The sequence below is a fragment of the Kitasatospora sp. NPDC058184 genome (genome assembly GCF_042883725.1).
Taxonomy (GTDB): domain Bacteria; phylum Actinomycetota; class Actinomycetes; order Streptomycetales; family Streptomycetaceae; genus Kitasatospora.
This window is the reverse complement of sequence record NZ_JBHVVE010000009.1, coordinates 213346-240168: the sequence shown is the minus strand read 5'-3', so window position 1 is coordinate 240168 and position 26823 is coordinate 213346. Positions and strand designations below refer to the sequence as shown.

The window sequence follows — 26823 nt, the reverse complement described above, 5'->3', positions numbered from 1 at the left end:
GTCGGGTAGGCGGGCGGTGGGGTCAGAAGGGGCGCAGGCCCGCGTGGGCGATCTCCAGGGTCTCCATCGCGGCCTGGGAGTTGGCCGGGTCGAAGGACGGGCCCTCCCAGCGCACCGGGACGATCCCGAGCACCTGCCAGCCGACGATCCGGCTCAGGTCCGGCCGCAGCGCCACGATCTCGCCGTCCTTCGGCTCGACCTTGCGGACGATCTCGGACAGCCAGCGGGCGATCTTCGTCGTGTCGGCGGTGACCGCCCGGGTCAGCGTGATGTTCGTCCAGGTGATGCGGCCCGGCAGCTGCCAGGCGAAGCCGTTGTTGCCGCCCTCCGCGTACTGCTCGATCTCGACCTGGGCGCCGAGTCCCGAGCAGGTGGTGAACTCACCCAGGTCGTTGCCGCCGATGGTCAGGCTGAAGAACACACTGGTCGCGAAGATGGTGTCGGTCATCGGTTCGGCTCCCTGCTCCCTTGCTTCCGGTCACGTCGCCGCGGCCCGCTGGCGGCCGTCCGGCTGGTGTGTGTCGTTCTGGTGTGCGTTTCCCGCTCCGCGCTCAGCGGCGCATGTCGTACGGCTTGCCGCCGCGCTCCCGGCCCCTGCGCAACTCGGTGCGCAGCAGCCGGCCGACCGGTTCGACCAGCCGCCGGGCCAGTTCGTCGAGGTCGGCGGGGTCGGCGGACGACGCGGCGGGCGGTCCGCCGGGGACGCTCCCCGGGGTGGTCGCGGCGGTCGAGGCGGCCGAGGACGGTGCGGCGCGCTGCACCGTGGTGGGCGTACGCGCCGGTACGGCGGTCAGCGGCACCCCGGTCAGGCCGTTCTGCTCGGCCACCCGCTGCAACAGCCGCGCCGTGGCGGGCGAAGGCGGGGCGGGCGGGGTGGACGCGGCGTTGGCGGCCCTGGTGGCGGTGGTGGCGTGCCCGGTGGGCAGGGCCCGTGACACGACGAGCGCGGGTGCGCCGGAGGACACGGTGGCGGCCGGGACGGCGGGCTGCTGCGCCGGGGACGGCTGCGGGGGCCGGGACGTCGCCGGAAGGCGCTGGACCGGCGCGGCCGTCACGGGCCTGAGCCGGACGACCGGCGGGTGTGGGGCGGCGGCCGCCGCCGTCGTGGACGCCGCACCGGGGGCGCCGGGGCTCGGGCGGCCTGCCGATGTCGGCATGCCGGAATGCTGCACCACCGGGGCGCTCGGGTTCGGGACCACCTCACGGGGCCGGTCGGGCAAGGCGTACGACGGGTTCGCGGGTCCGGCTGCGGTCGGGCCGGTACCTGCCTGCGCTGACGGGTGCTCCGCCGCCCGGTCCGACGACCGCCGGGAGAACGCGCGTTGCACGGCAGCCACGACCCCGCGCGACGCCCCCGCATCGGAGACGGCCGCCCCCGGGGTGCTGAACCGCGCCGGGGGGCCGAACCTCGCCGGGCCCGCCTGTGGGGCCGACGTCCTGGCGGCGGTGCCGCTGCCGTCCCCGGTGCCCGACGGACGCCGCGCCTGCGCACGCGCGTGCCGCGGAGCACCCGCGGCCGGCGCGGCCGCCGCCTCGCCGTCCGTACGGGAGGCGAGCGCGTTGGGCCAGACGGCCGGGACCACGGGCTTGGCGGGCCCCGTGCCCGCGCCGGTGGGCGCGGAGGTGCCGGTCGCGGGCGGCGCCGGCGGAGTGGCGAGGGCGACCGTCATCCGACGGTCGCCGAGCAACCCGCGCCGCTGGCCGATGAGTCGGACGGCGCGTTGCACGCCCAGACCGCCGGGAGCCGGACGTGCGGGAACCGTCACGGGAACCACCGGACCGCTGCCGTCGGCGGGCGCGGCGCCCGCAGGGCGGGGCCGGGCGCCGGGGACGACCGGCTGCGCGGAGGTACCCGGCCGCCGCTCCGGGCCACCGCCCGACGGCGAGGCGGCGGAGGTGCCCGTCGTCCCCTGCGGGGTGTCGGAGGCCACCGGGCGTCCGGCGGCCGGTCCGCGATGGCTGTGCTCCCCCCGCGGGTGCGCACCGTGGGCGCCGGCGGCCGGACTGGTCGAACCCGCCGATCGTCCGCCATCACCGCTCCGGGACGGGGAGTTGGGCTCCGCCGGGCTGTCGCCGGGCTGCCTGACGGCGCGCTGCACGGGCAGCCCCTCACCGGCCACCGGCGAGGTGCCGGCAGGGACGGCCTGGCCCACGGTCGGGGCCATGATCCGCTGGACCGGTCGGCGCCCGCCGAGCAAGGGAGCGGCGCCCCCCGCCACGGCCGCCGTCGGCGGCAGCGCGTCGAGCGGCGCGCCCAGGCCCCCGCGCGTCCGGGCAGGGGCCGGGTCGGGCTGGGTCGGCGCGGACGGCGCGGGCGAGGACGTCGCACGCTGGACGGACGCACCCTCGACGGTCCCACTCCTGTGGGCGGCGGCCGAGTCGGGTTGGGTCGACGCTGACGGCGCGGACGTGGTGCCCTCGACGGTCCCGCCCCGACGGGTGGAGGTCGGGTCAGGCTGCGCCGACGCGGCACGACCGGGAGCCGGTGCTGACGGCGCAGGCGAGGGCGTCGCACGCTGGACGGACGCACCCTCGACGGTCCCACTCCTGTGGGCGGGAACCGGACCGGACTGGGCAGGCGCGGCACGTTCGGGAGTCGGCGAGGACGTAGCGCGCTGGACCGGCGCACCCTCGACAGTCCGGCCGCTACGGGCGGAGGCCGGACCGGACCGATCCGACGCGGCACGACCCGGGGTCGGCGACGACGAGGGTGCGGGCGTGCTGTTCCCGGACGGTGTGCGCTGGACAGGTGCGCCCCCGGCGGACCCACGGTCGGGCCGCGCCGGTGCCGAGTTCCCCGACCCGGAGGCCGTACGGGCACGGCGGGCGGGGGTGGTGGCGGCGTCACGGCCCCCGCCGCCGGACGGCCGGGCACCATCGGTCCCGCCCGCCTCGGAGCCGGTGGGCCCCGGGTCGGCGGCGGAGACGACGGGCATGGCCGGCGCACCCGAAGGAGCGCCAACGGCCCGGGGGCCGCCGGTGGCCAGGGGCGAGGCGCTGGCGGGCAGCGCGGTCAGGGGCGCGCCGAGGACCGGGCGGGCGGCCGCGCCACTGCCCGACACGGCGGCGCGCTGGACCACCCCCGCGCCCCGTTCGGGCACAGCGGCGGCTCCCGCACCCGGCGACGTCCGTACGACAGCCTCGGGGTTCGCGGACGGCCGCGAGCCGTCGGCGGGTGCGGCCGTCGCCTCCGCGAGTGGCGGCGGCGCCTCCGTGGCCCGGCTCGGCGGCTCGGCGGCGGTGTCCCGCCTGCCGACCGCCCCCGGGAGGGCCGTCACCGGGCGCACGGGCAGGGCCCGGGGGCGCCGCGCGACGGTCAACGGTGCGCTGACGGAACGCGGACGGACCGGACGCTCGGCCCCGTAGGGACGCGAGGAGGCGGCGCCCGCAGCGGGCGTCACCCCGGCAGGAGCCGACCCACCGGGCGTCCCGGCATCATTCGCCGACACCGCAGGACGAGGTGAACTCCCCCGCACCCCACCGGACTTCGGCTCACCGTGCTCCGCCGCCCCGGCCGCCGTCGCCGCAGGCCCCGGCGCACCGCCGTCGGCCTTGCCCGTACGTGCCGGACGCGGCCCCGAGCGCACCGGAAGCCGCCGCAGCCGGACGGACCGCTGGACCGGCCGGGCCTGCCGGGCCGCCGCCGACTCCCCGCTCTCCACGGGCTCTTCCGCCCCGGACCCCCTCGGGAGGACCGGCACGACGAGCTCGTCCCCGCCCGTGCGGACGGGCGCCGGAGAGCCCGGCCCCGCCACCGCCCGCAGGATGCCGGCCGGCGCGGTCGGGAGGACCGCGTGGCCGAGCGGCCCGCAGAGCGAGGGGTCCTGCCACGCGCTGAGCCGGGATCGGAACCTCAGGCCGTCGCTGACGCCGTGGCCCGGCCCGGCCAGGGTCGGGACCAGCGGCGCGACCGCGCGCCAGCCCCCGTCCCCGGCCGCCCGGCGTCGCTGAACGACCTCGCCCGTACCACCGGGCGCGCCGTCAGCACCGCCGTCGCCGACAGCGGCGTCGCCGCCGCCCCGACGCCGACCGATCCAGTCCCGAAGCCCCACCCGGCTCACCCGCCTTCGCTGATGCGGGTGTTGAGCCGGGCGATCTCCCTGACCCACTGCCCGCGTTCGCGGTGGGTCAGTTCGAGGATGTCCTCCCGCTGCCAGTGGAAGTGGTAGGCGATGTACGCGATCTCCTCGTACAGCCGAGCAGGCGCGTACGTCACGATTCCCCCAGGCGCCCACCGGCGAGGTCGACCTCGAAGGCGCCGTCGCAGTGCGGGCAGGTCACCGCGGCGCGCGTGTGGCCTTCGCTGTTGATCCGCTGGTAGAGGTCCTGGAGGAAGGCCACGTCGGTGGCGTACATCCGCTCGACGATCCCGGCGTGCACGTCGGTGAGGTCGCCGAGCCGGGTGATCACGTGGCTGAGCAGCACCACGCTGAGGTACGCCGGGTTCTCCTTGACCCGCAGGTCGATCTGCGGCATCAGCTCGTCACGGGCGGTGGCCAGGCGCATGGCGCCGTGCCGGTGCACGGTGCCGTCGTCGTCCACGTACCCGATCGGCAGCTCGAACTCGAACTCGGTGTGCGGCACCCGCCCCCGGGGCTGCGCCGCCGCCGCTGCCGCCGGGGCCTGCTGCTGCGGCGCGGTGTTCTGGGGGGCCGGAGCCCGTTCCAGCAGCTCCTCCAGGCCGATCTTGCGCCTCACTCGACCGAGATCTCCTCGAACACGATGGTCACGGTCTCGGTGGCGGCGCTGGACTCGCCGGCGCTGAGGGTCGGGCCCTCCCAGCGGCTGGCCCAGGCGTTGAGGAGCTGGATGCGCCGCAGGGTGGCACCGGTGGTGTCCTTGACCTCGATGGTGAGGTTCTGCCGCGCGGTGTTGATCGCCCCGTTGTTGAGGGTCTCCTTGATCCAGTCCGTGAACGCGCCGCTCTTGTCCAGGCCGCGGGTGATGGTCACCTCGCCGGGGAGCCGGGCGCCGGGCTGCTTGCGGACGATCAGTTTGCCCTCTTGGGTCACCTGCTTGTACTCGACGACGTCCTGTTCGACCGTCAGGTTGCTGATCTCCTTGACGGACTCGACGTTGTAGCCGCCGAGTTGGACGCCAAATATGTGTGTGGAGAGCGGATCGCCTTCAGCCATGGGTCTGTGTCACCTTCCGATGCGAGGGGTGCCGAGGGTGCCGAGGAGCGGCACGGAGGGGTGGTGCCGACCGAGCCGGCCGGTCATTCGTTGACGAGGCTCGTGCTGTCGGAGAACTGGGACAGCCGGAACACCACGAACTCCGCGGGCTTCACCGGGGAGACGCCGATCTCGCAGATCACCTGGCCGAGGTCGATGGACTCCGGCGGGTTGTTGTCGCGGTCGCACTTGACGTAGAAGGCCTCGGCCGCGGTCTGGCCGAACAGGGCCCCGCGCCGCCACTCCTCGGTGAGGAACGCGGTGATGTTCCGGCGGATGCTGGACCACAGCCGGTCGTCGTTGGGCTCGAAGACCACCCACTGGGTCCCCAGGAGGATGGACTCCTCCAGGTAGTTGAACAGCCGGCGGACGTTCAGGTAGCGCCACGCCGGGTCGGAGGAGAGGGTGCGAGCGCCCCAGATCCGGATGCCGCGCCCGGGGAACGCCCGGACGCAGTTGACGCCGATCGGGTTCAGCAGGTCCTGCTCGCCCTTGCTGAGGCGCAGCTCCAGGTCCACCGCGCCGCGGATGACCTCGTTGGCGGGCGCCTTGTGCACGCCACGCTCGGCGTCGCTGCGGGCCCACACCCCGGCGACGTGGCCGCTCGGCGGGACCAGCACGTTGCGGCCGCTCGCCGGGTCGAACACCTTGATCCACGGGTAGTAGAGCGCGGCGTAGCGGGAGTCGAAGCCCGCCTCGTCGTTGCGCCAGGTGCGCATCCGCTGGGCGTTGAGGCCGGGCGGCGGGTCCAGGACGGCGATCCGGTCGCCCATCTGCTCGCAGTGCGACATCACCGCCAGCTGGACGGTGCGCAGGCCCTCGTCGTCGAGGTCGCCGCGCTGGTAGGCGCTCATCAGGTCGGGGACCGCGACCATGGTGATCTCGTCGATCGCCTCCAGGCCGCCGAAGCCGGTCCGGGCGGCGGCGTCGCCGACGTACTCGGCGGGGTCGAGCCGGCCGGTCGGGGCCGCGGCGGGCGCGGGCGCGGCGGCCAGGGCGTGGCCGCGGCGCTCGGGGCGGCTCGGCGCGGTGCCGGGCTGTTCGGCGACGGCGACCAGCTTCGACTCGCGCAGCTGGGTGACGACGTAGCCCTTGGTGCTCTTGCGGGTCGAGACGTCGTACGTCTCGACGACCTCGGCGCCCCGGCGCACCAGCAGCCGGAACCGGTCGTCGGGGACGTTCTCGCCCTCCGCGTCGACGACCTCGACGGACACCTCGCCGCCCGCGCCAGGCAGGGCGGAGAAGAGGAAGCCGGCGATCTCGACGGGCGGGGCCGCGGTGACGGCGGGGGCGGCGCCGGGCGTCCGCCGGGCCGGGTCGCCGACCCGCACGACGTAGGCGGAGCCGCCGCCGTTGGCGAAGAAGCCGTACACCGAGTGGGCCAGGTAGGTGCCCTCGGTGAAACCGCCGAACCGCTGGACGTACTGGTCCCAGTTGGTCACCAGTGTGGGCTCGTGGAAGGGGCCGGTCTCGGCGAAGCCGACGAACGCGGCGACGGCCGTGCCGACGCCCTCGATCGGCCGGGCACCGGACTGGACCTCCTCCACGTACACGCCCGGGGTGAGGTACGACGGCATACGCGCTCCTTCGGCTGGCCCTGCATTTTCGCCGGTCATTCGCCCCCGAGTCTGCTGCCCGGGCGGCACCCGGGGACATGTCCCCAGGTGCCGGACCGGGGGCAATGCCGCTGCCCCCGGCGGACACCGCCGTACGTACCCACCGGCCTCGGCCGACCCGGGAGTGCTCGGCCGTGCCGACCGGCCACGCGGGAGGCGCTCAGCCGTGCCCGGCGTCGCCGAGGACGCCCAGCCACGGCCCGAACTCGCTCGCCAGCACCAGCCGGCCGAGCTTGCGGTACTCGCCGACCACCGCGGAGACCAGCTGCGCCATGCCCAGCGGGGCACCCGTCCCGGCGGCCAGGTAGGCCGCGGAGACCGCGCAGGCCCGGATGGAGCCGCCGGTGAGCTCGAAGTTCCGGGCGCAGTAGTCCAGGTCGAGGTCGTCGCCGCGGGGCACCAGCGGTCCCAGGCAGCGGTCCCAGAGCCGGCGCCGCTGCGCCTCGTCCGGGAGCGGGAACTCCGCGATGACGTCCAGTCGGCGGGTGAACGCCTCGTCGAGGTTGGCCCGCAGGTTGGACGTCAGCACCGCGATCCCGTCGAAGGACTCCATCCGCTGGAGCAGGTAGGCCGTCTCCACGTTGGCGTGGCGGTCGCGGGCGTCCTTGACCTCCGAGCGCTTGCCGAACAGCGCGTCGGCCTCGTCGAACAGCAGGACGCCGTTGACCTGCGCGGCCTCGGTGAAGATGCGTTCCAGGTTCTTCTCGGTCTCGCCGATGTACTTGTCCACCACGGTGGCGAGGTCCACCACGTACAGCTCCATGCCGAGTTCGGCGGCGACCACCTCGGCGGACATCGTCTTGCCGGTGCCGGACTCCCCGGCGAACAGGGCGACCACCCCGTTGCCCCGGCCGCCGCCCGGGCGCATCCGCCAGCTCCCGAGCACCTGGTCGCGGTGCCGGGCCCGCAACACGAGTTCGCGCAGCCGGCCCGCGGTGGGGGCGGGCAGCACCAGGTCGGACCAGCCGACCGCGGGTTCGATCCGGCGGGCGAGCCGGGCCAGGCCCGCGCCGTTCTGCGCCCGCACCGCCGTCCGCAGGTCCTCGGCCCGCACCGGGCGGTGTTCGGCGGCCGCCGTCCGGGCCGCCACCGAGGCCGCGCGCGCCACCTGCTCCTGGTCCAGCCGGTACGCGGCGACGGCCTCGGCCAGGTCCTCGCTCAGCTCGCCGCCCGGCTGCCCGCCCAGCGCCTGGGCCCACTGCCCGGCGCGGTCGTGCTCCTCCGGCGGCGGGACGGTGACCACCACGGGGCTCCGCGCCGCCCAGGCCGGATCCCAGACCTGGGGGCCGTGCACGACCAGCGGGACGCCGTCGAGTTCCGCGCAGAGCTCGCGCAACAGCGCGGCCCGCTCGGGCCGTTCGGGTTCGAGCCGGTCCAGCGGTCCGAGCACCACGCCGCCCCCGCCCAGCCGCGCCTCGCGGGCGAGCACCCGGACGGTGCCCTCCGGCCGGCGGGCGGCGAGCGCGGCGGCGTCGACCACCAGGGGCGGCGGGCCGTCGGCCGCGAGGGCGGCCACCGCGAGCGGGCCGGCGTGCCCGCCCCGGTCCAGCAGGTGCACCAGTCCGCCGTCGGCGGCCAGCGCGCGCAGCCGCTCGTCCGGCCGTTGGAGGCGGGGCCCAGGACCGGCGCGGTGGGCGAGCCCGGCGAGCGCGCCGTCCGGCTCGTCGTCGCCGAGCAGGTGGGCCGTCACCCGGTCCGGGACGCGCAGGGTGCGGGAGAGCAGCGGGCGGTCCGGCTCGGTGATCTCCAGCAGGCCGCCGGCGACCAGCGGGGACCGGGCGGAGAACCGGAAGCGGCCGGCGCCGGCCCCGGGCAGTCCGCACAGGTCGAGGGCCAGGCCGATGGTCGCCCGGCGGCGGGTCAGGTCGTCGTTGAGGTAGCCGTAGAGCTGTTCGAAGCGGGAGTCGAGGTCGGGGGCGAGCGCCACCAGCAGCAGGTCGAGGTCCACCGGGAGCAGGCCGAAGGCGGCGGTGAGCCGTCCGAGCCGGGAGCCGGGCGGCGGCGCGGGCCCGTCGCCGGGGTCCGCGGCGGCGCGGTGCACGGTGGCGGAGGCCGCCAGGATGCGCTCCACCGCGTCCGGGCCGAGGTACTGGCCGCGGTACGGGTCGTCCGGGTCCGGGTCGTCGGCGCGGCGTTCGCGCACCGCGGCGCGGACCCGCTGCTCGACCCGGTGCAGCCGCTCCCAGAGGTGGTCGTGGCCGGGCGGCGCACCGTCGACCGCCTCGTCCAGGTCGACACTCACAGCGTCCTGCCCCTCGTCCAGGTCCACGCTCATCGCGCCCTGCCCCTCGGCCGGCGGCCGGGCGGCAGCCCGCGGTCCCGGGGCGCGGCGAAGCCGTCAGGACCGGGGTCGGTGGCGTCCTGGTAGCGCAGTCGGCGGCCCGGGCCGTCGGCGGGCGGCGGGCCCGCCGGGGTGGTGTCGCCGGCGCGCAGCACCAGCCCCTCGGTGACGGGCGGTCCGGCCGGGGTGCGTCCGCCGGGCAGCGGGGCGAGCACCCGAAGGTCGACGGAGGGCCGCAGCTCCCCGCCGAGCGAGGACCAGACGTCGGACACCGACGGCAGGCCGGTGTCGCGCCCCGCGATGTCCAGTCCGACGGTCAGTCCGAGTTCGGCGAGCGTGCCGGTGAGCAGCCGGGCGGGCAGCGTATCGGTGGCGGTCAGGCACTGCAGCACCTCGGCGAGCAGCCGGTGTTCGTCCTGCGGCCGGTTGGTCCAGGCGGTGACCAGGTAGGCCAGTTCGAACCAGCGGGGCGCGGGACGGTGGCCGGTCACCAGGCCGTCCGCGTCGTGCTCCGCGACGGTGCCGGCCTGTCGGCGGCCGGTGTCCTCGCGGAGCCCGTACAGGAAGACGCTGACGGTGGGGGCGTTGCGCCGGGCGGCGAAGTCCCGGGTGGGGGCGTCGAAGACGACTTCGATGCCTCGTTCGGGCAGCCCGGTCTCGGCGAGCAGCTGCCGCAGCGCCTCGTCGACTTCGTGGATCACCGGCGCTCCACCTCTCCGGGCGGGCCGATGCTGCCCTCGACGACGAGGAAGGGGCAGGTCACCGGGGAGAATCCGGGGCCTTCGGCGGTGATGGTGCGCGGCCCGGTCTCGTCCTTGGGGAGGATGAGCAGCTGGCCGGCGAAGGTCCCGTCGCCCTTCGGTCGGGTGGGGGCGGCCGCGGCGGTGATGCCGGGCTGCCAGGTGAACCGGACGGGTGCGCCGGGCGGGAAGTCCACGCCGCGCACCGAGGTGACGAAGCCGGGCTTGCCGATCGGCGGCACCGCGACGATGCGGGGCTGGAGGATGCGCAGCGGGGTGCTCGCCCGGTGCGGTCCGGGGGTGGCGTCGGTGCCGGTGGTGGTGAGCTCGGCGGTGATGGTGGTGTCCAGCGCCGCGACGGGTGAGAGCACCACCCGGACGACCGCGCTGCGGCCCGGGGCCAGGTCGCTCACCGTGCAGGTGCCGTTGCGGCAGCCGGGGGGCAGGGCCCCGGTGGGCACGCCGGCGGGCAGGCCGAGGGTGAGGCGCAGTCCGGTGGCGCGGGCCTGGCCGGTGTTGCGCACGGTGTAGCTGACGGTCACGTGGCCGCCGACGTAGCCGGGGTTGGGCTGGGCGCCGACGGTGATGTCGGGGCCGGCCTGCGGCGGCGGTGCCGGGGCGGGGGCCGGGGGCGGCGGCGGTGCGGGGCTGGGTGTGGCGGTCGGGGTGGGTGTGGGCGTCGGGGTCGGTGTGGGTGTCGGGGTGGGCGTCGCGGTCGGCGAGGGGGTCGGGCTCGGGCTCGGCGAGGGGGTCGACGGTTCCAGCACCGGCAGGAAGGTCCGGGCGGAGTCGTCGTCGGGGTACGGGTCGACGACCGTCCCGGTGACGGTCCAGCCGAAGTCCGGGACGCCGGGCCGGGTGCCGACCAGGGTGGCCTTGATCCGGACCACCTGGCGCGGGGTCAGGGTGCCGAGTTCGCAGCGCAGGGCGGCCGCGTCGCACGTCCCGGTCGGGGTGGTCAGCTTGTCGAGCCGGGCGCCGGTCGGCACCGAGACGGTGAGGGCGGTGCCGGGTGAGGGCGCGGGGCCCTTGTTGGTGACGGTGACGGTCACCTCGGTGCTGCCGTCGACGGGGACGGCCGGGGTCCGCTCGGGCACGCTGACCGCCAGGTCGACGGACTGCTGGACGGCCGGCTCCTTCTGGCGGCCCGGCAGCCGCCAGTCGAGCTCGGTGAGCTTCGCGCTGGCGAAGTCGTAGACCTTGAGCCCCTCCGGTGAGCTCGGCGGCGCGGCGCGGCGGGACGTCAGGACCAGCTGCGCGCTGTTCGCCGTCCAGGCGACGTCGCGGGGCTGGAAGGGCCCGGTGGTGGGGCGGTCGGGCAGCGGCCGGGTGCAGGCGCCCTGGCCGAGCCCGGTGGGCACGACCACCGTGCAGCCCTCGCCGGTCGGCGAGGTGACGACGACGCCGTCCTGCTGGTTGTTCCCGCCGTCACCGGCCTTGCGGTTGAAGGCGATGCGGCGGCCGTCGGGGGCGAAGGCGGGGCTGTCGTCGATGACGTCGCAGTTGCCCGGGCAGGCCGTCCGGCTGAGGTCGGTCTGCCGGGTGAGGTCGTCGGCGGTGACGGTCCAGACGTGCAGGTTGCCGGCGTTCCCGTTGACCACCGCCGTCCGGGAGAAGGCGATCAGCTTGCCGTCGGGGGACCAGAACGGCTGGCCGTCGGAGGCGCCCTGCTGGCCGGCCGGCGGCTGGACGGTGCCGACGATCTTCCCGGTGGCGACCTCGGCGACCAGCACCCGCCCGGGCCGGGCCGGGTCCTGGCCGGTGGCCGGGGTGCTGCGGCTGAACACGATCAGCCGGCCGTCCGGGGAGATCGACGGGTCGGTGTCGCGGTCGTTCGGGCCGCGTCCGGCGAGGTTCATCGGCTGCGGGTCGGCGCCGTCGCCGTCGGCGGTCCAGATCCGCTGGATCCGTCCGGCCGGACCGTCCTCGTAGCGGGTGACCACGATCCGGCGGCCGTCGGGCGTGTAGGTCTGGCGCTCGTACCAGGGGTCGAAGCCGGGGCGGGGGTGGAACAGCGGGTCGTCGCCCGGGTCGGTGCTGGTGTTGTCGGCGGCGGCCGGGTCCTCGCGGAGGACGCTGATGCCGAGGTCGCGCGGGTCGGAGCCGTCGGGGAGGACGTCCTCGACGTCGGCGACGTTGGCGCCGGAGGCGCTGGTCTGCTCGACGACGGGGCCGCCCTCGTTCTGGGTGCCCAGCCAGGTCGGCGTGGCGATCAGCCGGTTGGCGCGGTAGAGCACCTTCGGCGCTTCGCAGTTGCAGGTCAGCGCCCGGTAGAGGTTCACCACCGGCGGCCGGGACGGGTCGGGCTGCGGGGTCGGGTCGTTGGGGTCGAGCAGGTCGGCGCTGAGGAAGAGCACCCCGCTGCCGTCGGCCAGCCAGCCGGCCGAGCCGGTCTTCCAGGTGGAGCCGGTGCCGGGGAAGAAGGCCTTCTCGCCGCCGGTGGGCGAGGTGAGGACCAGGGTGCGGCCCTGGGCGCCCTCGTCCCGGGTGTAGACGATCTCGTTGCGGTGGGCGTCGTCGTTCACCGGGTTCCAGGCCGGGTCGACGGCGTCCCCGCTGGTCACGCTGGTGACCTTGACGGGCGCGCCGCCCTCGAACGGCCGCAGGTAGATCTGACGGTGCGACGGTTCGCCGTCGCAGGAGTACGCGATCCACTTGCCGTCGGGCGAGACCGTCGGGTGGGTCTCGTCGGCCGCGCCCTCGGTGATCCGGCGCAGCCCGCTGCCGTCCCGGTTGACGGCCCACAGGACGTGCCGGGGGCCGGCGTCCCCGGCACGGGGCTCCAGGGCCTCGAAGACGACGCCCTTGCCGTCGGGGGCGAGCGCGGGGTGGGCGGTGTCCATCCCGGTGGTGAGCCGGTGCACCGCGCCGGCCGCGTCGCGCAGGTACACCTGGGGCAGCGGGCCGTCCCGCAGGCTGGTGAAGACGAGTTCGCCGCCGCGGGCGGACGGGTCCCGGTCGAAGTGGATCGGGCCGGGCCCGAACAGCGGGGCGCTGTCCGTCATGCCGGTCACCCGGCCGAGGCCGCGGTGGTCGGTGCCGGCGAAGACGATCCGCCCGGCCGCCGGGTCGACCGCGGCCGCCGGGGCCGCGGCGGCGCCCTGCCCGCCGGGGGCGGCGCCGGCCAGGGTCACCAGGGCCGTCGCGAGCGCGAGCAGCGCCGCGAGGGCGGCCCGGGCCGGCCGCCGGGCGGAGCGGGGAGAGGCGGTGGCGCCGATCACGGCTCGACCTCACAGGTTGCAGGGGCGGTCTCCCCCGCAGTCTCCCGGGCCCGGGCGCCCGGGGACAGAGCCCGGGCACCCTCGGCGGGGGAAGCACCTCCTGTCCCCAAAGGGCAGACCGCCGGCGCCGTGCACGGGAAGTCGGCCGGGCCGACTTCCCGTGCGGGCCTCCGCCGCCGGCCTACAGTGCGGCGAGGTGGTCGACCAGGTCGTCGAGGCCGAGCGAGCCCAGCGACAGCGCCTTCATGTGCCAGGCCTTGAGGTCGAAGGCCGCGCCCTGCCGGCGGCGAGCGGCTTCCCGCCCCTCCAGCCAGGCGCGCTCGCCGAGCTTGTAGCCGATGGCCTGCCCGGGCCAGCCGAGGTAGCGGGCGATCTCGCTGCCGCGCATGTCGGCGGGGCTGCCGTTGTAGGTGGCCATGAACTCGGTGGCGAGCTCCGGGGTCCAGCGCTCGCCGGGGTGGAAGCCCGAGTCGGCGGGGATCGGCAGGCCCAGGTGCATGCCGATGTCGATGATCACCCGGATGGTGCGCAGCATCTGCTCGTCGAGGAAGCCGAGGCGGTGGGCGGGGTCGGTGAGGAAGCCCAGGTCGTCCATGAGGCGCTCGGCGTACAGGGCCCAGCCCTCGACGTTGGCGCTGACCATGCCCAGCGTGCTCTGGTAGCGGCTCAGCCGGTCGGCGACGGCGACCCACTGGGCGAGCTGCAGGTGGTGGCCGGGGACGCCCTCGTGGTACCAGATGCTGACGAGCTGCCAGGTCGGGAACGCGTCCCGGCCGAGCGTGGGCAGGTAGGTGCGGCCGGGCCGGCTGAAGTCCAGGCTGGGGCCGGAGTAGTACGGTGCCGCGGCGCTTCCGGCGGGGGCGATCCGGGACTCCACCTTCCGCACCGGTCCGGAGATGTCGAAGTGGGTGCCGTCGAGGGCCTCGATCGCCCCGTCCATCTTCTGCTGAAGCCAGTCGCGGATCCCCTCCTCACCCGCGACCCGGTGGCCGTGCCGCTCCAGGTGGTCCATGGCGTCGAGGGCGCCCGCCCCGGGCAGCACGCGCCCCGCCTCGGCCCGCATCTCGGCGGCCGTCCGGTGGAACTCACTCCAGGCCCAGGCGTAGGCCTCGTCCAGGTCGACGTCGGCGCCGGTGTGGTGGCGCACGGCGAGCCGGTAGCGGTCCCGGCCGACGGCGTCCGGGGTGTCGGCGGTGGCGGGGGCGTAGCTGTCGCGCAGCCAGCTGCGGAACTCGGCGACGGCGGCGGTGGCCTGGCCGGCGGCCGCGTCCAGGTCGCCGCGCAGCCGGTCGGGGCCGGGGGCGACGAAGTCGGCGAACCACCCGGCTCCGGTGCCCGCCCGCTGGTCGGTGGCCTCGCCGGTCCAGGCGGTGAGCTGGTCGATCACCACGGCCGCCTGGCGGGGCGCGGCGAACAGGCCCCGGGCCATCCCCTCGGTGAGCGTCGCCCGGTAGCCGTCGAGCGCGGCGGGCACGTTGCGCAGCCGCCCGGCCACGGCCGCCCAGTCCTCGTCGGTGACGGTCGGCATGTAGGTGAAGATCTCCCGCACGTGGTGCACGTGCGCGCCGATGTTGCGCAGCTGGCGGAAGTTCTCGCCCGCGTCGTGCAGGGCGAGTTCGGCGGTGAGGCGCTCCCGCAGCAGCCGGGCGCAGGCCCGGTCGGCGGGGTCCTCGGTGACGGGTGCGGTGTCGAGCGTACGGAGGGTGCGCCGGGCGATGTCGGCGAGTGCCTCGAACCCTTCCGGGGAGAGGTCCGGCTGCCGTTCGTCGCCGGGGTGCAGGCCCAACCAGGCGGCCTCCAGCGGGTCGTGTGCGGCCACCTGGTCGAGGTGGTGGTCGGCGATGGTGCGCGGGGTGATCTTTTCATCTGCCATACGGCCATCCTGGCGCACCGTCAGAACACACCGCCGCCCGGGTGTCAGGGCCTCAGCAGCCCGCCCACCCACCAGTCGTGCGGCTGGCCGTCGTTGGCGTAGTCACGGTTGCGCAGGGTCCCCTCGACGGTGAAGCCGAGCTTCTCGGCGACGGCACGCGAGCCGGTGTTCCCGACCATGGCCCACCACTCGATGCGGTGCACGTCGATCGTGGCCCAGCCCCAGTCGCACAGGGCCCGGGCGGCCTCCACCGAGTACCCGCGCCCGCGCTGCTCCTTGACCGCCCAGTAGCCGAGCTCCCAGACGCCGCGCCGCCTGAGGCTCAGGCCGTACAGGCCGGCCAGGGCTCCGGTGTCCTTGCGGAACGCGCCGAGGGTGTAGTCCTTGTCCTCCGCCCACTGGGCGGGCAGCCGCTCGCCGACCAGGTGCTCCGCGTCGGCACGCCGGTAGGGCACCGGCACCGGGGTGAAGAACTGGATGTCCTTGTCCTGGCAGGCCTCGTACACCGCGTCCACGTCGGCGGGCGTGAAGGCCCGGAGCAGCAGACGGTCGGTCTCAAGCGTCACTGGATCCATCGCGGCAGTATGACCACCGTCGGCAAGCGGCGGCCAGTGATTTTCCCGACCGGGCACCGCCCCTCACCGCACCCGGGCCGGTCGACGGCCTCAGCCCGTGGGCATGCCGACCTGGTCGCGCTCCAGGGCGGAACGCAGCTCCGCGAGGGCCTGCGCGGCGGCCGCCACAGGGGACGTCTTGAGTGCGTCCGCGGTCAGCTCGGCCAGGCGCTCGGTGAAGGTCCCTTCCGCCGCGTCGACCAACTCCCGCCCGTCGTCGGTCAGTTCCAGCAGTGACGACCGGCGGTCCGAGGGGTTCGGCACGCGGGCGACCCAGCCCTGCCGCTCCAGGCGGTCGACGCCCTTGCTGGTGGACCCGATGCCGACGGCGAACTCGGCCGCCAGGTCCGCCACCCGGGCCCGGGGGTGGTCGCGGAGGTGGCGCAGGAACTCGAACTGGGACGTGACGATCCCGTGCCGGTCGCGGAGACGGTCGTTGAGGGCGTTGTACAGGCGCGTCTCGCATCGGACGAGGTCGGCGAAGAAGCTCGGGAGGTCGACCGTCTCGCCGGTCACTTTGGATGCCATGGCATATAGTCTACGTTAGATGCCTCGGCATATAGTGCCGAAGAAGCCACTTGCGACAGGAGCAGCCACCATGAGCAAGGAACAGCGCGCACAGGTCGACGCGATGCTGCGGCAGCCCCGACCCGACGGCCCCCGGTCGGTCGAGGAGATCCGGGTCGGATTCGAAGCGCTGATGGCCCGGATGATCGTCCCGGACGGCCTTCGCACCACGCGGACGACGCTCGGCGACCGGCCGGCGCTGTACGTCGAGCCGGGCGACGGGCTGGGCGAGGGGACACGCACCGGGACGATCCTGTACTTCCACGGCGGCGGCTGGGTGTTCGGCTCCCCCGAGACGGCGATGTCGCTGACGGGGAACCTCGTGGCCAGGACCGGGTTCAGGGCGTACTCGCTGGACTACCGGCTCGCCCCCGAGCACCCGTTCCCGGCCGCGATCGAGGACGCGCTGGGCGCCTACCGCGCCCTCCTCGACAGCGGCGAGGACCCGGCAAGCATCGCGTTCGCCGGGGACTCCGCCGGGGGCGGCCTCAGCGTCACCACCTGCCTCGCCGCCCGCGACGCCGGCCTCCCGCTGCCCGCCGCGATCGTGGCCTTCTCCCCCGGCCTCGACGCCACCAGGACGGGCGAGAGCATGGACACCAAGGCGGGCATCGACCCGATCTTCACCCGCGAGAACCTCGAACACACCGGGGCCATGTACCTCGCGGGAGCCGACCCGCACCAGCCCCTGCTCAGCCCCGCTGTCCTCGCCGACCTGACGGGCTTCCCGCCGATGCTCCTCCAGGCGGGCACCAACGAACTGCTCCTGGACGACTCCACCCGCATGGCCGCCCGCGCCCGCGCGGCCGGAGTGGACGTGGTCCTCGACATCACCGCCGACGTACCCCACGTGTTCCAGTCCTTCGCCGGCGTGCTCGACGAGGCCGACCGGGCACTGGACCGCGCGGCCCTCTTCCTCAAGCAGCACGTCCAGAATCCCGGCACCGCGGCCGGGTCGGCCCAGTAGAGCTCGGATCCCTCCGGTCCGTACGGCGGTCGCGACCCGGCCCGGCCGTCATGGTTGTGACGGTTCTCGGCCTCCGTGTCATACGGGCAACCATGCGACCTGTGACTCCGTCCCCGGTCTCAGCCGGATGGCGCAGCTTCGGATTCTCACAGTTGTGACAGATCCTCGCGATCGCGGTGCCGCCTCTCGATGCGGTCGACCGGCGCCCTCAGGGCGGGTGAGGTCAGTTCCAGGGTGCGGTTGTCGCGCCCGGCGAGCATGTGGTCGAGCCAGCGTTCGTACCAGGCCAGGAAGTCCGTGGCCGACGAGACGTTGGGGCCCCAGAAGCCGTCAGCGTTTCCGGTGACGACGCGGCCCGCCAGGGGACCTGTGATGCCGAGAAGCACCAGGTCGGAGCACCCCGCCTCGATGATGTGCAGGAACAGGTCACTTCGGTGAGATGGGCCACCGGCGAACGTGAACCCCCGAGGGCGGCCGGGCTCCCCGTGGGGGTCCATCGTGAAGAGCCGACATGACTGCAAAGGCAGCAGGCCATAGAAAGGCGATGCCCCGCCCCCGCCCAGCATGGTCAGGAAGCTTCGGTAGGGGTCGGGCAGTTCGATGTGGCGGTCGGCCTCGAACTCGGCGACCTTCGCGTCCGGCAACGGGGGTTTGAGGCGGAACCCGTGCTTCTCTTCACCGAAGGAGTAGCTTCGCAGCGCGGCATAGGGCACCTTGGCGAGCTTGCGTCGGATACGGGCGATCCGGGAGTCCATGTGAACTCTTCTCTCTGTCCTCCGCAAACTACCTGCTGTGGACAGTGATTCTCAATCCCGTGTCAGTTCGACCGGTCGGATGACATCGCGCCTGAGAACTGGCACAGGATCCGAGAACCTACCGGCTGGGCCTCACGACAACTGGACGACCGGCATTCCGAGTTCGGCCCGAGCAGCACCATGCGCAGGAAGTCGGCCGGGCCGACTTCCTGTGCGCACGCCCATGCCGCCCGGCGGGTCCGGCCGGGCGGCATGGGCGAGTGGGGCTTCAGGCCACCGGTTGGCGGTCTCGGCCTGGGCTGGGACTTGCGGCGCGTTCATCCGGGCGGTGGGGCATCCGCAGGACGGCGACCGCGCCGAGGCCGACGACGGCGATGGCGAGGAGCAGGAGAAGGGGAAGGGCGAGATCGATCAGGAGTCGCACGGGGCTTCGGTCCTCTCGTAGTGCCGGAGGATCGCGAGGAGGTTGAGGACAGTACTGGCGGGAGCCATGCCGAAGCGGACCGAGACGCGGCCGTCGACTCCCACGTGGTCCGTGGCCGCACCGGGCCAGAGGAGGCCGAACTTGCGGCCCCGCTCGTGGAGTTCGTCGAGCAGGGAGGCGACCTCCGGCTCGGTGTAGGTGCGCATGATCGCGTCGGCCGGCCCGGTCGGGCGGCGGTGGTCGGCGGTCACGCGGCGGCGTCCAGCTCGAACCAGCAGGACTTGCCGGACTTCCGGGGCTCCGTACCGAACCGGTCGGTGAGGGAGCGGACGAGGCGCAGGCCCCGGCCGGAGACCGCGAGGAGGTCGGAACCGTCGCGCTGGATCGGAGCGATGGGGTTCCCGTCGCTGACGGAGACCCGGAGCACGTGGTCGATCAGCGCGATGACGACGAGCGGCGCCGCACTGCCGCCGTGGCGCCACGCATTGACGAACAGTTCGAGGAGCGCGACCTCGGCATCGGCGACCAGGTCGGCGTCCCACCCGGCGCGCGCCGTGAGCTCGCGCAACTCTTCGCGCGCGGCCGACCAGTCAGGGGGGAGTCCAAGGGGAGACACGAAGAAACCTCCATGGGAGTCGAGAGATGACTCCGAGCGACCGATGATCAGTCAGGAGAGTCGACCCGGAGCATGATCGCGACGTGTGCACACGACGAAGCATCCAGCAATTGCTGTCAGTGTGCAGCCCGTCACACACAGCATGGGGCCAGGCGTCTGTGTTTGGCAACTCGTCATGATGTTTTGGATATATTCAAATCGAACGCCCAGCAGGGCCCCTACAGTGGCCATAGCCGGTGGCGAACGTGCCCGCCGGGAAGGCAGACTGGTCCACTGAAGCTCAGAGAGGGCGGGGATGGGCGGAGCAACAGGTCCGACGGTTCGGCGGAGGCAACTCGGGGCCGAACTCCGCCGCCGGAGAGAGGAAGCCGGCCTCTCGCATGAGGAAGTCACCGAAGCGCTGAGCGGGATGAGCCAGCCGAAGCTGTCCCGCCTTGAGAACGGCCGGGGTGCCACCAAGGTCGATGACGTCAAGCGACTCCTCGCCCTCTACCGGTGCGAGGACCACGAGTTGATCAACGCGCTCGTGGATCTGGCCAAGCGTGGCGCACAGCGCGGAATGTGGTGGCAAAGCTACAGCGCTGACATCGGGGAGCCGCTTGGCAACCTCATCTCGTTGGAGGCAAGCGCCTCATCGATGCGCTCCTACGAAGGCTTCTTCATCCCAGGTCTTCTTCAGACTCCCGCCTACGCGCGCGAGATCATCAGGAAGCTCACTCTCCGCCCTGGAGTCAACGTCGAGGCACTCGTCGATGTCCGCATGGCACGCCAGAGCGCGCTGACCCGAGCCGAACCGCTCGCGCTGTGGGCAGTGATAAACGAAGCCGCAATCCGGTCCGGAGTCGGCGGGCCGAAGGTCATGGCTGAGCAACTCGCCAGGATCGCCGACAGAGCAAGCCAGCCCAACGTCAAGATCCAGGTGATGCCCATTGGTGCACCTGCGCACCATGGCATGGGCGGTGCCTTCTCCATCCTCGGATTTCCGCAACGGCAGGATCTCGACGTCGTCCTCGTGGAGGGCGCGTTGAACGACCTCTGGGTCGAGGACGCCGCCGATGTGGCGCTGTACTCGGCGAAGTTCGACGCCATCCGAGCGGATGCTCTGGGCCTCGACGACTCCCTCGCCCTGATCATCGAACAGAGAGACAAGCTCACATGACGTTCATCCCGAACGCAGCCACCATCGCCGCAGTCTGGCGCAAGTCATCACACAGCAACGAGTCCACGAACTGCGTCGAGTTCGCCCTGGGTGAGCCGGTCTCCTACATCCGTGACTCGAAGAACCCCTCCGGCCCCGCCCTGGCCTTCGACCGCGCGGCCCACTCCTCCTTCCTCGCCGCCGTCGCCACCGGCGAGTTCGACTTCGGGCTGCTCTGATCACCCCACAGAGAGGCAGGCTCACATGCCCATATCCCTGAACCACACCATCGTTCCGGCCGTCGACAACGAGGCGGCAGCCCGCTTCTTCTCCTCCGTCATGGGCCTCGACTACCAGGGCGCCGACCGGCACTTCGCGCCGGTGCGGGTCAACGACTCCCTCACCCTGGACTTCATGACCGTCGAGGACCCGGTCGGCCATCATCTGGCCTTCGACGTGGACCCGGCCTCCTTCGACGGGATCCTCTCCCGGCTCCGCGAGGCCGACGTGCCTTTCGGCGACGATCCCCGCGAGCCCGGCAACGGCCGGACCGACCACCCGTTGTGCCCTCGCGGGCTGTACTTCACCGACGAAGCCGGGAACCTCTACGAGGTCATGTCCCCCGCGTGAACTCCCCCGCTCCACGCGGTGCCCCGCCCGCCCGGGCGGGGCACCGTCATTGCCGCTAGATGAGGCCGCGCCGCATGGCGTACCCCACCGCGTGGGCCCGGTTGCGGAGGCCGAGGCGGGTGATGATCTCGTGCAGCACGTTCTTCACCGTGCGCTCCGAGTACGACGTCTTGGCGGCGATCTCGCTGGTGTCGAAGCCCTCCGCCACCAGCTTCAGCATCTCCGCCTCCCGTGCAGTTAACGTCGAGAGGGTCAGGCCCCGCCCGTCGAGCATGGTGCGCTGGAGGATGCCGATCCGGTCGAGCAGTTCGCCGAGCAGGTCGCCGGGCATCACGCCCTCGCCGTTGGCCAGGGCGGTGATGAGGTTCACCAGCCGGTCCTGGTCGGCTTCCGAGCGGCGCAGCACGGCGGCGACCCCGTTCTCCACGATGGTCTGCAGCCCGCCGGCCTCGAAGTGGCCCACCACCAGGCCTATCCGGCCGGTGGTGGCGAGTCGCAGCCGCCGCAGGTGCTCGGTCACCGTCTCCGTCAGCGCGTCGACCACCAGCAGGGAGACCTCGGCCTGCCCGGCCTCGCTCTCGTTCAGCAGGACGACCTCGGGCCGCTGGCGCAGCTGTTGGACCACGCCGGTCTGCAGGATGAGGTCCTCCGCGTAGACCGCCACCCGCACCTGGCTGGGCCTGCCGCGGAGTTGGGCGGGTACGCGCGGGACGGCGGCGCCGGCGGGCTTCGGTGCCACCGTGGTGCGGCGGGCTGTGACGACTTCCTCACGGGTTGTATCGGTCGACGTCATCGAACTGCTCCATTCTGCAAGTGCCTGCGAGGGTGACGGCCGGGCGCCGCGGGGCGGTGCCGGCCGGGGGCTTGGGGGCGGGTCACGTGGAGCCGGGCCGGGCCCGCGACGGGACCGGGCGGGGTCTCCGGTCGGTCCGTACGGGCAAGGGGTGTGGCCCCCAGCTTGCCCGTACGGCCCTCTTCTCCGGCGCGGTACGGCCCTACCGTCACGCTATGACCACATCCGCCGAACTCGGCCTGCCAGCACTCACGGTGGCCCCCGGTGGCGTGGCCACCACGACCCTGACGGTCCGCAACGACCTCGACATCGTCGAGGCTTACACGTTCGAGGTGGTCGGCGACTGTGCCGGCTGGACGAAGGTGGAGCCGGCCCGGGTCTCGCTGTACCCGGGGACCTCCGAGACCGTGACGGTCCGGCTGGCCCCGCCGCGCTCCCCCGCCACCCGGGCCGGCGAGTTCCCGCTCGGCATCCGCGTGCTGCCGGTCGAGCGCCCCGACCTGGTGACGGTGCCGGAGGCCACGGTCACCGTGACGCCGTTCCAGGAGCTTCAGGCCGCGCTGGCCCCGCGCCGGCGCCGCGGCTGGCTGCGCGGGCGCTACCGGGCCTCGGTGCGCAACCTCGGCAACGCGCCGACCGGTGTGACGTTCACTCCGGGGCAGGCCGGTGAGGACCTGCGGTTCCGGGTCACGCCGGAGAAGCTGCGGCTGGAGCCCGGCGAGTCCGGGGAGGTGCGGGTGCAGGCGCGCACCCGCAAGCTGATCTGGTTCGGCAAGCAGGCGACCTGGCCGTTCGAGGTGACGGTGGGCCCGGAGGAGCGGGCGGACGGCAAGGACGCGAAGGACGGCAAGCCCGGCAAGGACGGGAAGGACGCGAAGGAGGAGAAGGCGCCGGAGGCCGCACCGGGCGCCGCGCAGCCGCCCGTCCAGAAGCCGCTGCTGGACGGCGAGTTCCTCCAGCTGCCGATCTTCCCGAAGTGGCTGCTCGCACTGCTGGCGGCGCTGATCGCGCTGCTGCTGGCCTGGTTCGCCCTGGTCCGCCCGGCGGTGCGCAGCTCCGCCAAGCAGGCGGCCGAGAAGGCCGTCGCCCAGCAGATCGCCACCCCGGCCCCGCCCGCCGGCGTTCCGGCCGGTGACACACCGGGCAGCCCCGGTACCGGGAGCACCCCGGGCGGCCAGACCAAGCCGGGCGCCGGGAAGCCGACCACCGGCCCGGGCAGCCAGGGCGGTCCGGGCGGCCTGGCGGTGCCGGGGACCGGCCAGCAGAGCTCCGCCGCGATCGACGTCGTGACCGAGACCGGAACCGCCAAGACCGGCAGTTACCAGGTGCCGCACGGCAAGGTCTTCGACATCACCGACCTCGTGGTCGCCAACTTCCAGGGCGACCAGGGGCTGGTGACCATCATGGCCGGCAACACGACCATCACCACGATCGCCTTGGAGACCTTCCGCAACCAGGACTACCACTGGGTGACTCCCCTCCAGGTCCCCGAGGACCAGGCCGTGACCGCGAACGTGACCTGCGAGGTGCCGGGCACCCCGGCCTCGGGCAAGCAGGCGCCCACGTGCCACGAACTCCTCAACGTCAGCGGGACCCTGAGCGACATCCGGCAAGGAAACTGAGCGTTTCCAGGCCGTTCGTCTCCGAATTCCCGCTCCTCCCCCACGTCCCCCTCACGTCTCGTGACCATGTCAATACCCGACGGACACTGTTGCATCGTGCACCCGTCCGAACCAAACCGACCCGCCCGTAACCTGCTGTGATCTGCCCCTGAGGGCAACCGGCCTGGTCCCTGAGGGCAACCGGTGCGCCCCCACGAGCGGTTCTGGGTCTCCCGCTCCGGAAAAGCCGAACGCCGGTCCCCGCCCAACCAGGGCGGGGACCGGCGTTCGGTGTCTGTCGCGGGTGGCGGCCGCCGGATCAGAACCAGTGCAGGCAGTGCGGCGTGCGCTCGGCGCGGAACAGGGCGTCGGCGAGGGCGGCCGCGCCGGGGCGGTGGGCCAGGACGTGCCCGGCCCGGACGAGCGCGCTCGGGGCGGTGCCGCCGAGGTAGACCGCGCCCAAGTCCCGGATGTCCAGGGAGAGGTCCGGCTCCCGGTCGGTCGGGACGCACTCGGCCTTCCCGTCCCGGACGGTCAGCAGGTGGCGGTGGTGCTCGCCGAGGAACGGGTCGTCGACGTCCAGGACGAGCTCGCCGTCCGTGAACCAGCCGCGCGAGGTCAGCGCGCGCGGGACGTCCAGCAGCCGTACCCAGAGCCAGTCGGTCTCGCCGCCCGGCTGGACGGCGCGGAAGTCCTCCAGCTGCCAGCGCAGCGGGTGCTCCGCCGGGACGTGCTTGAGCACGACCTGGGCGGCCAGGTCGTGGCCGAGCACGAACCGGGCGAGGTCGGTGTAGCCGGCGTCGTCGACGGCGATGGTCTCGTCGACCGTCAGGGTGTCCCCGTCCATCGCGTAGCTGGCGTACCCGTCCGGCGTTCCGTCGGCATCCCGGTGGACGGCGACGTGGCGCGCCGTCGGGGCGGTCGGCACCTGGCCCGCTCCCAGCTCCCACCAGCGGCGCGGCCGGGACAGCGCGCCGGGCTGGGCGCGGCGGTAGCGGTCGTAGACCTCCTCGAGGATCCGCCCGCAGTCGGCCCGCTTGAACAGCTCGACCGAGCCGCCCGCTGGGGCCCCGGCCGCCAGGCGCACCGCCCGGGGCGCGGCGAAGGCGGCCTGGTGGCGCTGCACCGTCAGCCGCTGGGTGTACGTCGCCGGGCCGTAGCCGAACCGGCCGTAGATCCCGGCCTCGGAGGCCAGCAGCACCGACAGGAACTCCCCCCGGCCCCGCAGCTCGGCGAGCTGGTGCCGCATCATCGCGGTGAGCACGCCCTGGCGCCGGTGGGTGGGCAGGACGCCGACGGCCGTCACTCCGGAGGTCGGGACGACGACCTGCCCGGGCAGGGTGAGTTCGAAGGTGTACGCACCGGCGGTGCCGACGGGCCGCCCGTCCGCCGTCACGGCGAGCAGGTTGCGGTCCATCTCGGTCGCGGCCCACCAGACCCCGCCGCCGTCCGCGCCGGGGGCGTCCGAGAAGCGCCCCAGCGCGGTGTGGAAGGTGGCGACGAACGCGTCGAGGTCCTGGTCGGTCGTGGAACGGATCTCCATGTGGTGCTGCTGCCTCCCCGTGTTGCCCGCGCCACTTCGTGCGGCGCCTCCCGAAGTTCAGCGCGGCCGCGCGACCGGGTCAACCGAATTAGGGGGCGTCGGATCAGGGGGCGTCGGAAGTCCTCCGTGCCGGCGGTCCGCGTGGCCCGCGCCGCGCAGCAGCGAACCGAGCGAGAGCATCGCGGAGAGGCCGAGCAGCACCGTGGACCAGAACCAGAAACGCACCCAGGTGTCGGGGACGGGCAGCAGGACCGCCAGCACCGCCGGATACAGGACCAGCAGCCACGCCAACCGCCGCTCCGCTCCGGCCTGTTGGCGCAGCCGCCCGGCCGCCCGCTCGCCCTGCCCGGCGGCCCCACCGGTGACCAGCCGCAGCCCCTCGGCAGTGGTCAGCCGACACGTGTGCACCAGCGCCGCGATCATCGTGAGGAGCAGGGCGAGCCCCAGCAACTGGGCCCATTCGGGCACGCTGGGCCGGCCTGACGTGGTGACCACCAGCATCGGCACCGCGAAGAGCAGGGTGCTCGACGCCTCGAAGGCGACGAGCCGGGCGGCGGGGGTACGGGGCGCGGCCACCGACGTCTCCCAGGACAGGAGTCTCCGGTGGCCGCGGGCGCAGCCGTTCGCCCGGCGGCGGTGTGAACCCGTCATGACCCCGGCTGCGCTTCGCCGGCGCCCGCGCGGACGGGCCCGTCGGAGCCGGACCGGTCCGGGGCGACGCGCGGCACCGTCAGGACGTACTCGTCCGGGTCGATGGCCCGGGTCCGGCGGCGGAACCGCCAGGTCGACGCGGGCCAGATGGTGGTGACACGGCCCGTGCGGTCCTGGTACCAGCCGGAACAGCCGCCCGCGGCCCAGACCGTGGGGGCCATCCGCTCCTCCAGTTCGGCGTTGTACGCGTGCTGCGCCTCCGCGCGCACGTCCACGGAGCCCAGACCGCGGCTCCGCATCAGCCGCAGGGTGCTGAGGAGGTAGTTGATCTGCGACTCGATCATGTGGATGAGGCTGGTGTGCCCCACGCCCGTGTTGGGTCCCGCCATCAGGAACAGGTTGGGGAATCCCGCGACGGTCGTGCCGAGGTGTGCCTGCGGGCTGCCCTGCCAGACCTCGTCCAGGGAGCGTCCGTCACCGCCGATGACGTGCTTCGCGTAGGAGGCGTCGGTGACCCGGAATCCGGTTCCGAAGACCAGGACGTCCACCGGATGCGCGGTGCCGGCGGACGCGGCCGGAGTGCCTCCGCGCGGGGTGGTGAGGACCGTGTCCGGTCCGATGCTCGCGATCGGGTCGGTGACGACGCGGACGTTGGGTTGCACCAGTGCCGGGTAGTAGTCGTCGGAGAGCAGGACCCGCTTGCAGCCCAGCGCGTAGTCCGGGGTCAGCTTGGACCTCAGCTCGGGGTCCTCGACCTGGCGGTGCAGGTGGGCCAGGGCCTCCCGGCGCCCCAGCTCGGACATGGCGCGGTTGCCGAGCAGGGCCGGCAGCGTCGCCTCCCGTGCCAGGTACTCCCAGCCCCGCGCCAGTCGCTGCGCCGTCGGGGACAGCTGGAACAGGCGGTGCTGCCACGCCGGTACCGGCCGGTCCCGGCGCGGGGCGATCCATGACGGAGTGCGCTGGAAGACGGTCACCTGCCGGGCCGTGCGCTGCAGGTGGGGGACGAACTGGACGGCGCTCGCGCCGGTGCCGATCACGCCCACCCGCTTGGCCGACAGGTCCAGGTCGTGCCGCCACCCGGCGGAGTGGAACGCCTCTCCGGTGAAGCCGGCCAGGCCGGGCAGCGCGGGGACGGCCGGCTCCGAGAGGGGCCCTTGGGCCATCACCAGCAGCCCGGCGCTGAGCGGTCCGGCGCTGGTGTCCAGCTCCCAGCGCAGCCGCTCGGGGTCCCAGGTGGCGCGCCGCAGTTCGCAGCCGAGCCGCAGGTGGGGCGCCAGGCCGTACCGGCCGACGCAGTGCTTCAGGTACCGGTCGATCTCCTCCTGGGGCGCGAAGCGCCTGCTCCAGGCGGGGTTGGGTGCGAACGAGAACGAGTACAGGCGCGAGGGCACGTCACAGGCGCAGCCGGGATAGGCGTTGTCCCGCCAGGTGCCGCCGACCTCGTCGGCCCGCTCCAGGACCAGCAGGTCGCGGTGGCCCTCCCGCAGCAGCCGGATGGCCGTGCCGAGGCCCGCGAATCCCGCGCCGACGATGACGACGGACACGTGTCCGGGCGAGGCGCCGGCCGCTTCGCGCGGGGCCGGGCTCGTGGTGTGCGGGTCGGTCATGGTTCCCCTCCG

The 26823-nt window shown here is 74.0% G+C and carries 24 protein-coding genes; 5 read left to right on the top strand and 19 right to left on the bottom strand.

The window, feature by feature from the left end; translation table 11 throughout:
* Positions 1–22: 22 nt before the first annotated feature.
* From ACFVXH_RS19340 to ACFVXH_RS19285, 12 genes are all read right to left on the bottom strand, one after another.
* Positions 23–448 carry a phage tail protein gene (locus ACFVXH_RS19340; RefSeq protein WP_049657629.1) on the bottom strand — a complete coding sequence of 142 codons (426 nt, stop codon included), beginning with the start codon at positions 446–448 and terminating at the stop codon, positions 23–25.
* Between the two features lie 103 nt (positions 449–551).
* A complete protein-coding gene (locus ACFVXH_RS19335; protein ID WP_387825312.1) occupies positions 552–1157 on the bottom strand; it encodes a hypothetical protein in 606 nt (201 codons plus the stop codon).
* A 2900-nt stretch (positions 1158–4057) separates the two neighbouring features.
* The gene (locus ACFVXH_RS19330) at positions 4058–4216 is read right to left on the bottom strand and encodes a DUF6760 family protein (RefSeq protein ID WP_380739042.1); all 159 of its coding nucleotides are present in this window, start codon (positions 4214–4216) and stop codon (positions 4058–4060) included.
* Complete coding sequence (locus ACFVXH_RS19325; protein WP_074002702.1) at positions 4213–4698, bottom strand: hypothetical protein; 486 nt, start codon at positions 4696–4698, stop codon at positions 4213–4215. The genes ACFVXH_RS19330 and ACFVXH_RS19325 overlap by 4 nt, the downstream gene beginning before the upstream one ends.
* Positions 4695–5135, bottom strand: a complete 441-nt coding sequence (locus tag ACFVXH_RS19320) for a phage tail protein (RefSeq protein ID WP_049660364.1) — start codon at positions 5133–5135, stop codon at positions 4695–4697. The genes ACFVXH_RS19325 and ACFVXH_RS19320 overlap by 4 nt, the downstream gene beginning before the upstream one ends.
* Before the next feature lie 83 nt (positions 5136–5218).
* Complete coding sequence (locus ACFVXH_RS19315; RefSeq protein ID WP_380739038.1) at positions 5219–6751, bottom strand: phage tail sheath family protein; 1533 nt, start codon at positions 6749–6751, stop codon at positions 5219–5221.
* Positions 6752–6950: 199 nt separating this feature from the next.
* On the bottom strand, positions 6951–9065 hold the full coding sequence (locus ACFVXH_RS19310) for an ATP-binding protein (RefSeq protein ID WP_387825309.1): 2115 nt from the start codon (positions 9063–9065) through the stop codon (positions 6951–6953).
* Complete coding sequence (locus tag ACFVXH_RS19305; protein ID WP_074002704.1) at positions 9062–9772, bottom strand: DUF4255 domain-containing protein; 711 nt, start codon at positions 9770–9772, stop codon at positions 9062–9064. Before ACFVXH_RS19305 ends, ACFVXH_RS19310 begins: the two co-directional genes overlap by 4 nt.
* Positions 9769–13029, bottom strand: a complete 3261-nt coding sequence (locus tag ACFVXH_RS19300; protein ID WP_387825648.1) for a CARDB domain-containing protein — start codon at positions 13027–13029, stop codon at positions 9769–9771. The genes ACFVXH_RS19305 and ACFVXH_RS19300 overlap by 4 nt, the downstream gene beginning before the upstream one ends.
* Positions 13030–13213: 184 nt before the next feature.
* Positions 13214–14905 carry a DUF885 domain-containing protein gene (locus ACFVXH_RS19295; RefSeq protein ID WP_387825307.1) on the bottom strand — a complete coding sequence of 564 codons (1692 nt, stop codon included), beginning with the start codon at positions 14903–14905 and terminating at the stop codon, positions 13214–13216.
* A 44-nt stretch (positions 14906–14949) separates the two neighbouring features.
* Complete coding sequence (locus ACFVXH_RS19290) at positions 14950–15480, bottom strand: GNAT family N-acetyltransferase (protein WP_074002706.1); 531 nt, start codon at positions 15478–15480, stop codon at positions 14950–14952.
* Between the two features lie 90 nt (positions 15481–15570).
* Positions 15571–16047 carry a MarR family winged helix-turn-helix transcriptional regulator gene (locus ACFVXH_RS19285; RefSeq protein WP_387825303.1) on the bottom strand — a complete coding sequence of 159 codons (477 nt, stop codon included), beginning with the start codon at positions 16045–16047 and terminating at the stop codon, positions 15571–15573.
* Positions 16048–16117: 70 nt separating this feature from the next.
* Here ACFVXH_RS19285 and ACFVXH_RS19280 point away from each other — a divergent pair, with 70 nt between their 5' ends.
* A complete protein-coding gene (locus ACFVXH_RS19280; protein WP_387825301.1) occupies positions 16118–17053 on the top strand; it encodes an alpha/beta hydrolase in 936 nt (311 codons plus the stop codon).
* 146 nt (positions 17054–17199) lie between these two features.
* Here ACFVXH_RS19280 and ACFVXH_RS19275 read toward each other — a convergent pair whose 3' ends face one another.
* The 3 genes from ACFVXH_RS19275 to ACFVXH_RS19265 form a co-directional block, all read right to left on the bottom strand.
* Positions 17200–17808: an SMI1/KNR4 family protein gene (locus tag ACFVXH_RS19275; protein ID WP_387825298.1), complete on the bottom strand. Its 609-nt coding sequence runs from the start codon at positions 17806–17808 to the stop codon at positions 17200–17202.
* A 411-nt stretch (positions 17809–18219) separates the two neighbouring features.
* Positions 18220–18483 carry a hypothetical protein gene (locus ACFVXH_RS19270; protein ID WP_117485911.1) on the bottom strand — a complete coding sequence of 88 codons (264 nt, stop codon included), beginning with the start codon at positions 18481–18483 and terminating at the stop codon, positions 18220–18222.
* Positions 18480–18848 (bottom strand): ATP-binding protein, encoded by a 369-nt coding sequence (locus tag ACFVXH_RS19265; protein ID WP_387825295.1) that lies wholly within the window; start codon positions 18846–18848, stop codon positions 18480–18482. Before ACFVXH_RS19265 ends, ACFVXH_RS19270 begins: the two co-directional genes overlap by 4 nt.
* 295 nt (positions 18849–19143) lie before the next feature.
* Here ACFVXH_RS19265 and ACFVXH_RS19260 point away from each other — a divergent pair, with 295 nt between their 5' ends.
* From ACFVXH_RS19260 to ACFVXH_RS19250, 3 genes are read left to right on the top strand one after another with little or no spacing between them, the layout of a single operon-like run.
* Positions 19144–20007: a helix-turn-helix transcriptional regulator gene (locus ACFVXH_RS19260; RefSeq protein WP_074002712.1), complete on the top strand. Its 864-nt coding sequence runs from the start codon at positions 19144–19146 to the stop codon at positions 20005–20007.
* Positions 20004–20225, top strand: coding sequence for a DUF397 domain-containing protein (locus ACFVXH_RS19255; protein ID WP_387825292.1), 222 nt, complete (start codon positions 20004–20006; stop codon positions 20223–20225). Before ACFVXH_RS19260 ends, ACFVXH_RS19255 begins: the two co-directional genes overlap by 4 nt.
* A gap of 25 nt (positions 20226–20250) precedes the next feature.
* Positions 20251–20616 carry a VOC family protein gene (locus ACFVXH_RS19250; protein WP_387825289.1) on the top strand — a complete coding sequence of 122 codons (366 nt, stop codon included), beginning with the start codon at positions 20251–20253 and terminating at the stop codon, positions 20614–20616.
* Between the two features lie 55 nt (positions 20617–20671).
* On the opposite strand, the gene ACFVXH_RS19245 is transcribed toward ACFVXH_RS19250, so the two are convergent.
* The gene (locus ACFVXH_RS19245; protein ID WP_375873101.1) at positions 20672–21409 is read right to left on the bottom strand and encodes a response regulator transcription factor; all 738 of its coding nucleotides are present in this window, start codon (positions 21407–21409) and stop codon (positions 20672–20674) included.
* A gap of 215 nt (positions 21410–21624) precedes the next feature.
* Between ACFVXH_RS19245 and ACFVXH_RS19240 the strand changes: the two genes are divergently transcribed.
* Positions 21625–23031 carry a hydrolytic protein gene (locus ACFVXH_RS19240; RefSeq protein ID WP_387825286.1) on the top strand — a complete coding sequence of 469 codons (1407 nt, stop codon included), beginning with the start codon at positions 21625–21627 and terminating at the stop codon, positions 23029–23031.
* Between the two features lie 298 nt (positions 23032–23329).
* On the opposite strand, the gene ACFVXH_RS19235 is transcribed toward ACFVXH_RS19240, so the two are convergent.
* The 3 genes from ACFVXH_RS19235 to ACFVXH_RS19225 form a co-directional block, all read right to left on the bottom strand.
* Complete coding sequence (locus tag ACFVXH_RS19235) at positions 23330–24553, bottom strand: GNAT family N-acetyltransferase (protein WP_387825283.1); 1224 nt, start codon at positions 24551–24553, stop codon at positions 23330–23332.
* Between the two features lie 57 nt (positions 24554–24610).
* On the bottom strand, positions 24611–25129 hold the full coding sequence (locus ACFVXH_RS19230; RefSeq protein WP_387825280.1) for a hypothetical protein: 519 nt from the start codon (positions 25127–25129) through the stop codon (positions 24611–24613).
* A 71-nt stretch (positions 25130–25200) separates the two neighbouring features.
* Complete coding sequence (locus tag ACFVXH_RS19225) at positions 25201–26811, bottom strand: flavin-containing monooxygenase (RefSeq protein WP_387825277.1); 1611 nt, start codon at positions 26809–26811, stop codon at positions 25201–25203.
* Positions 26812–26823: the final 12 nt, after the last annotated feature.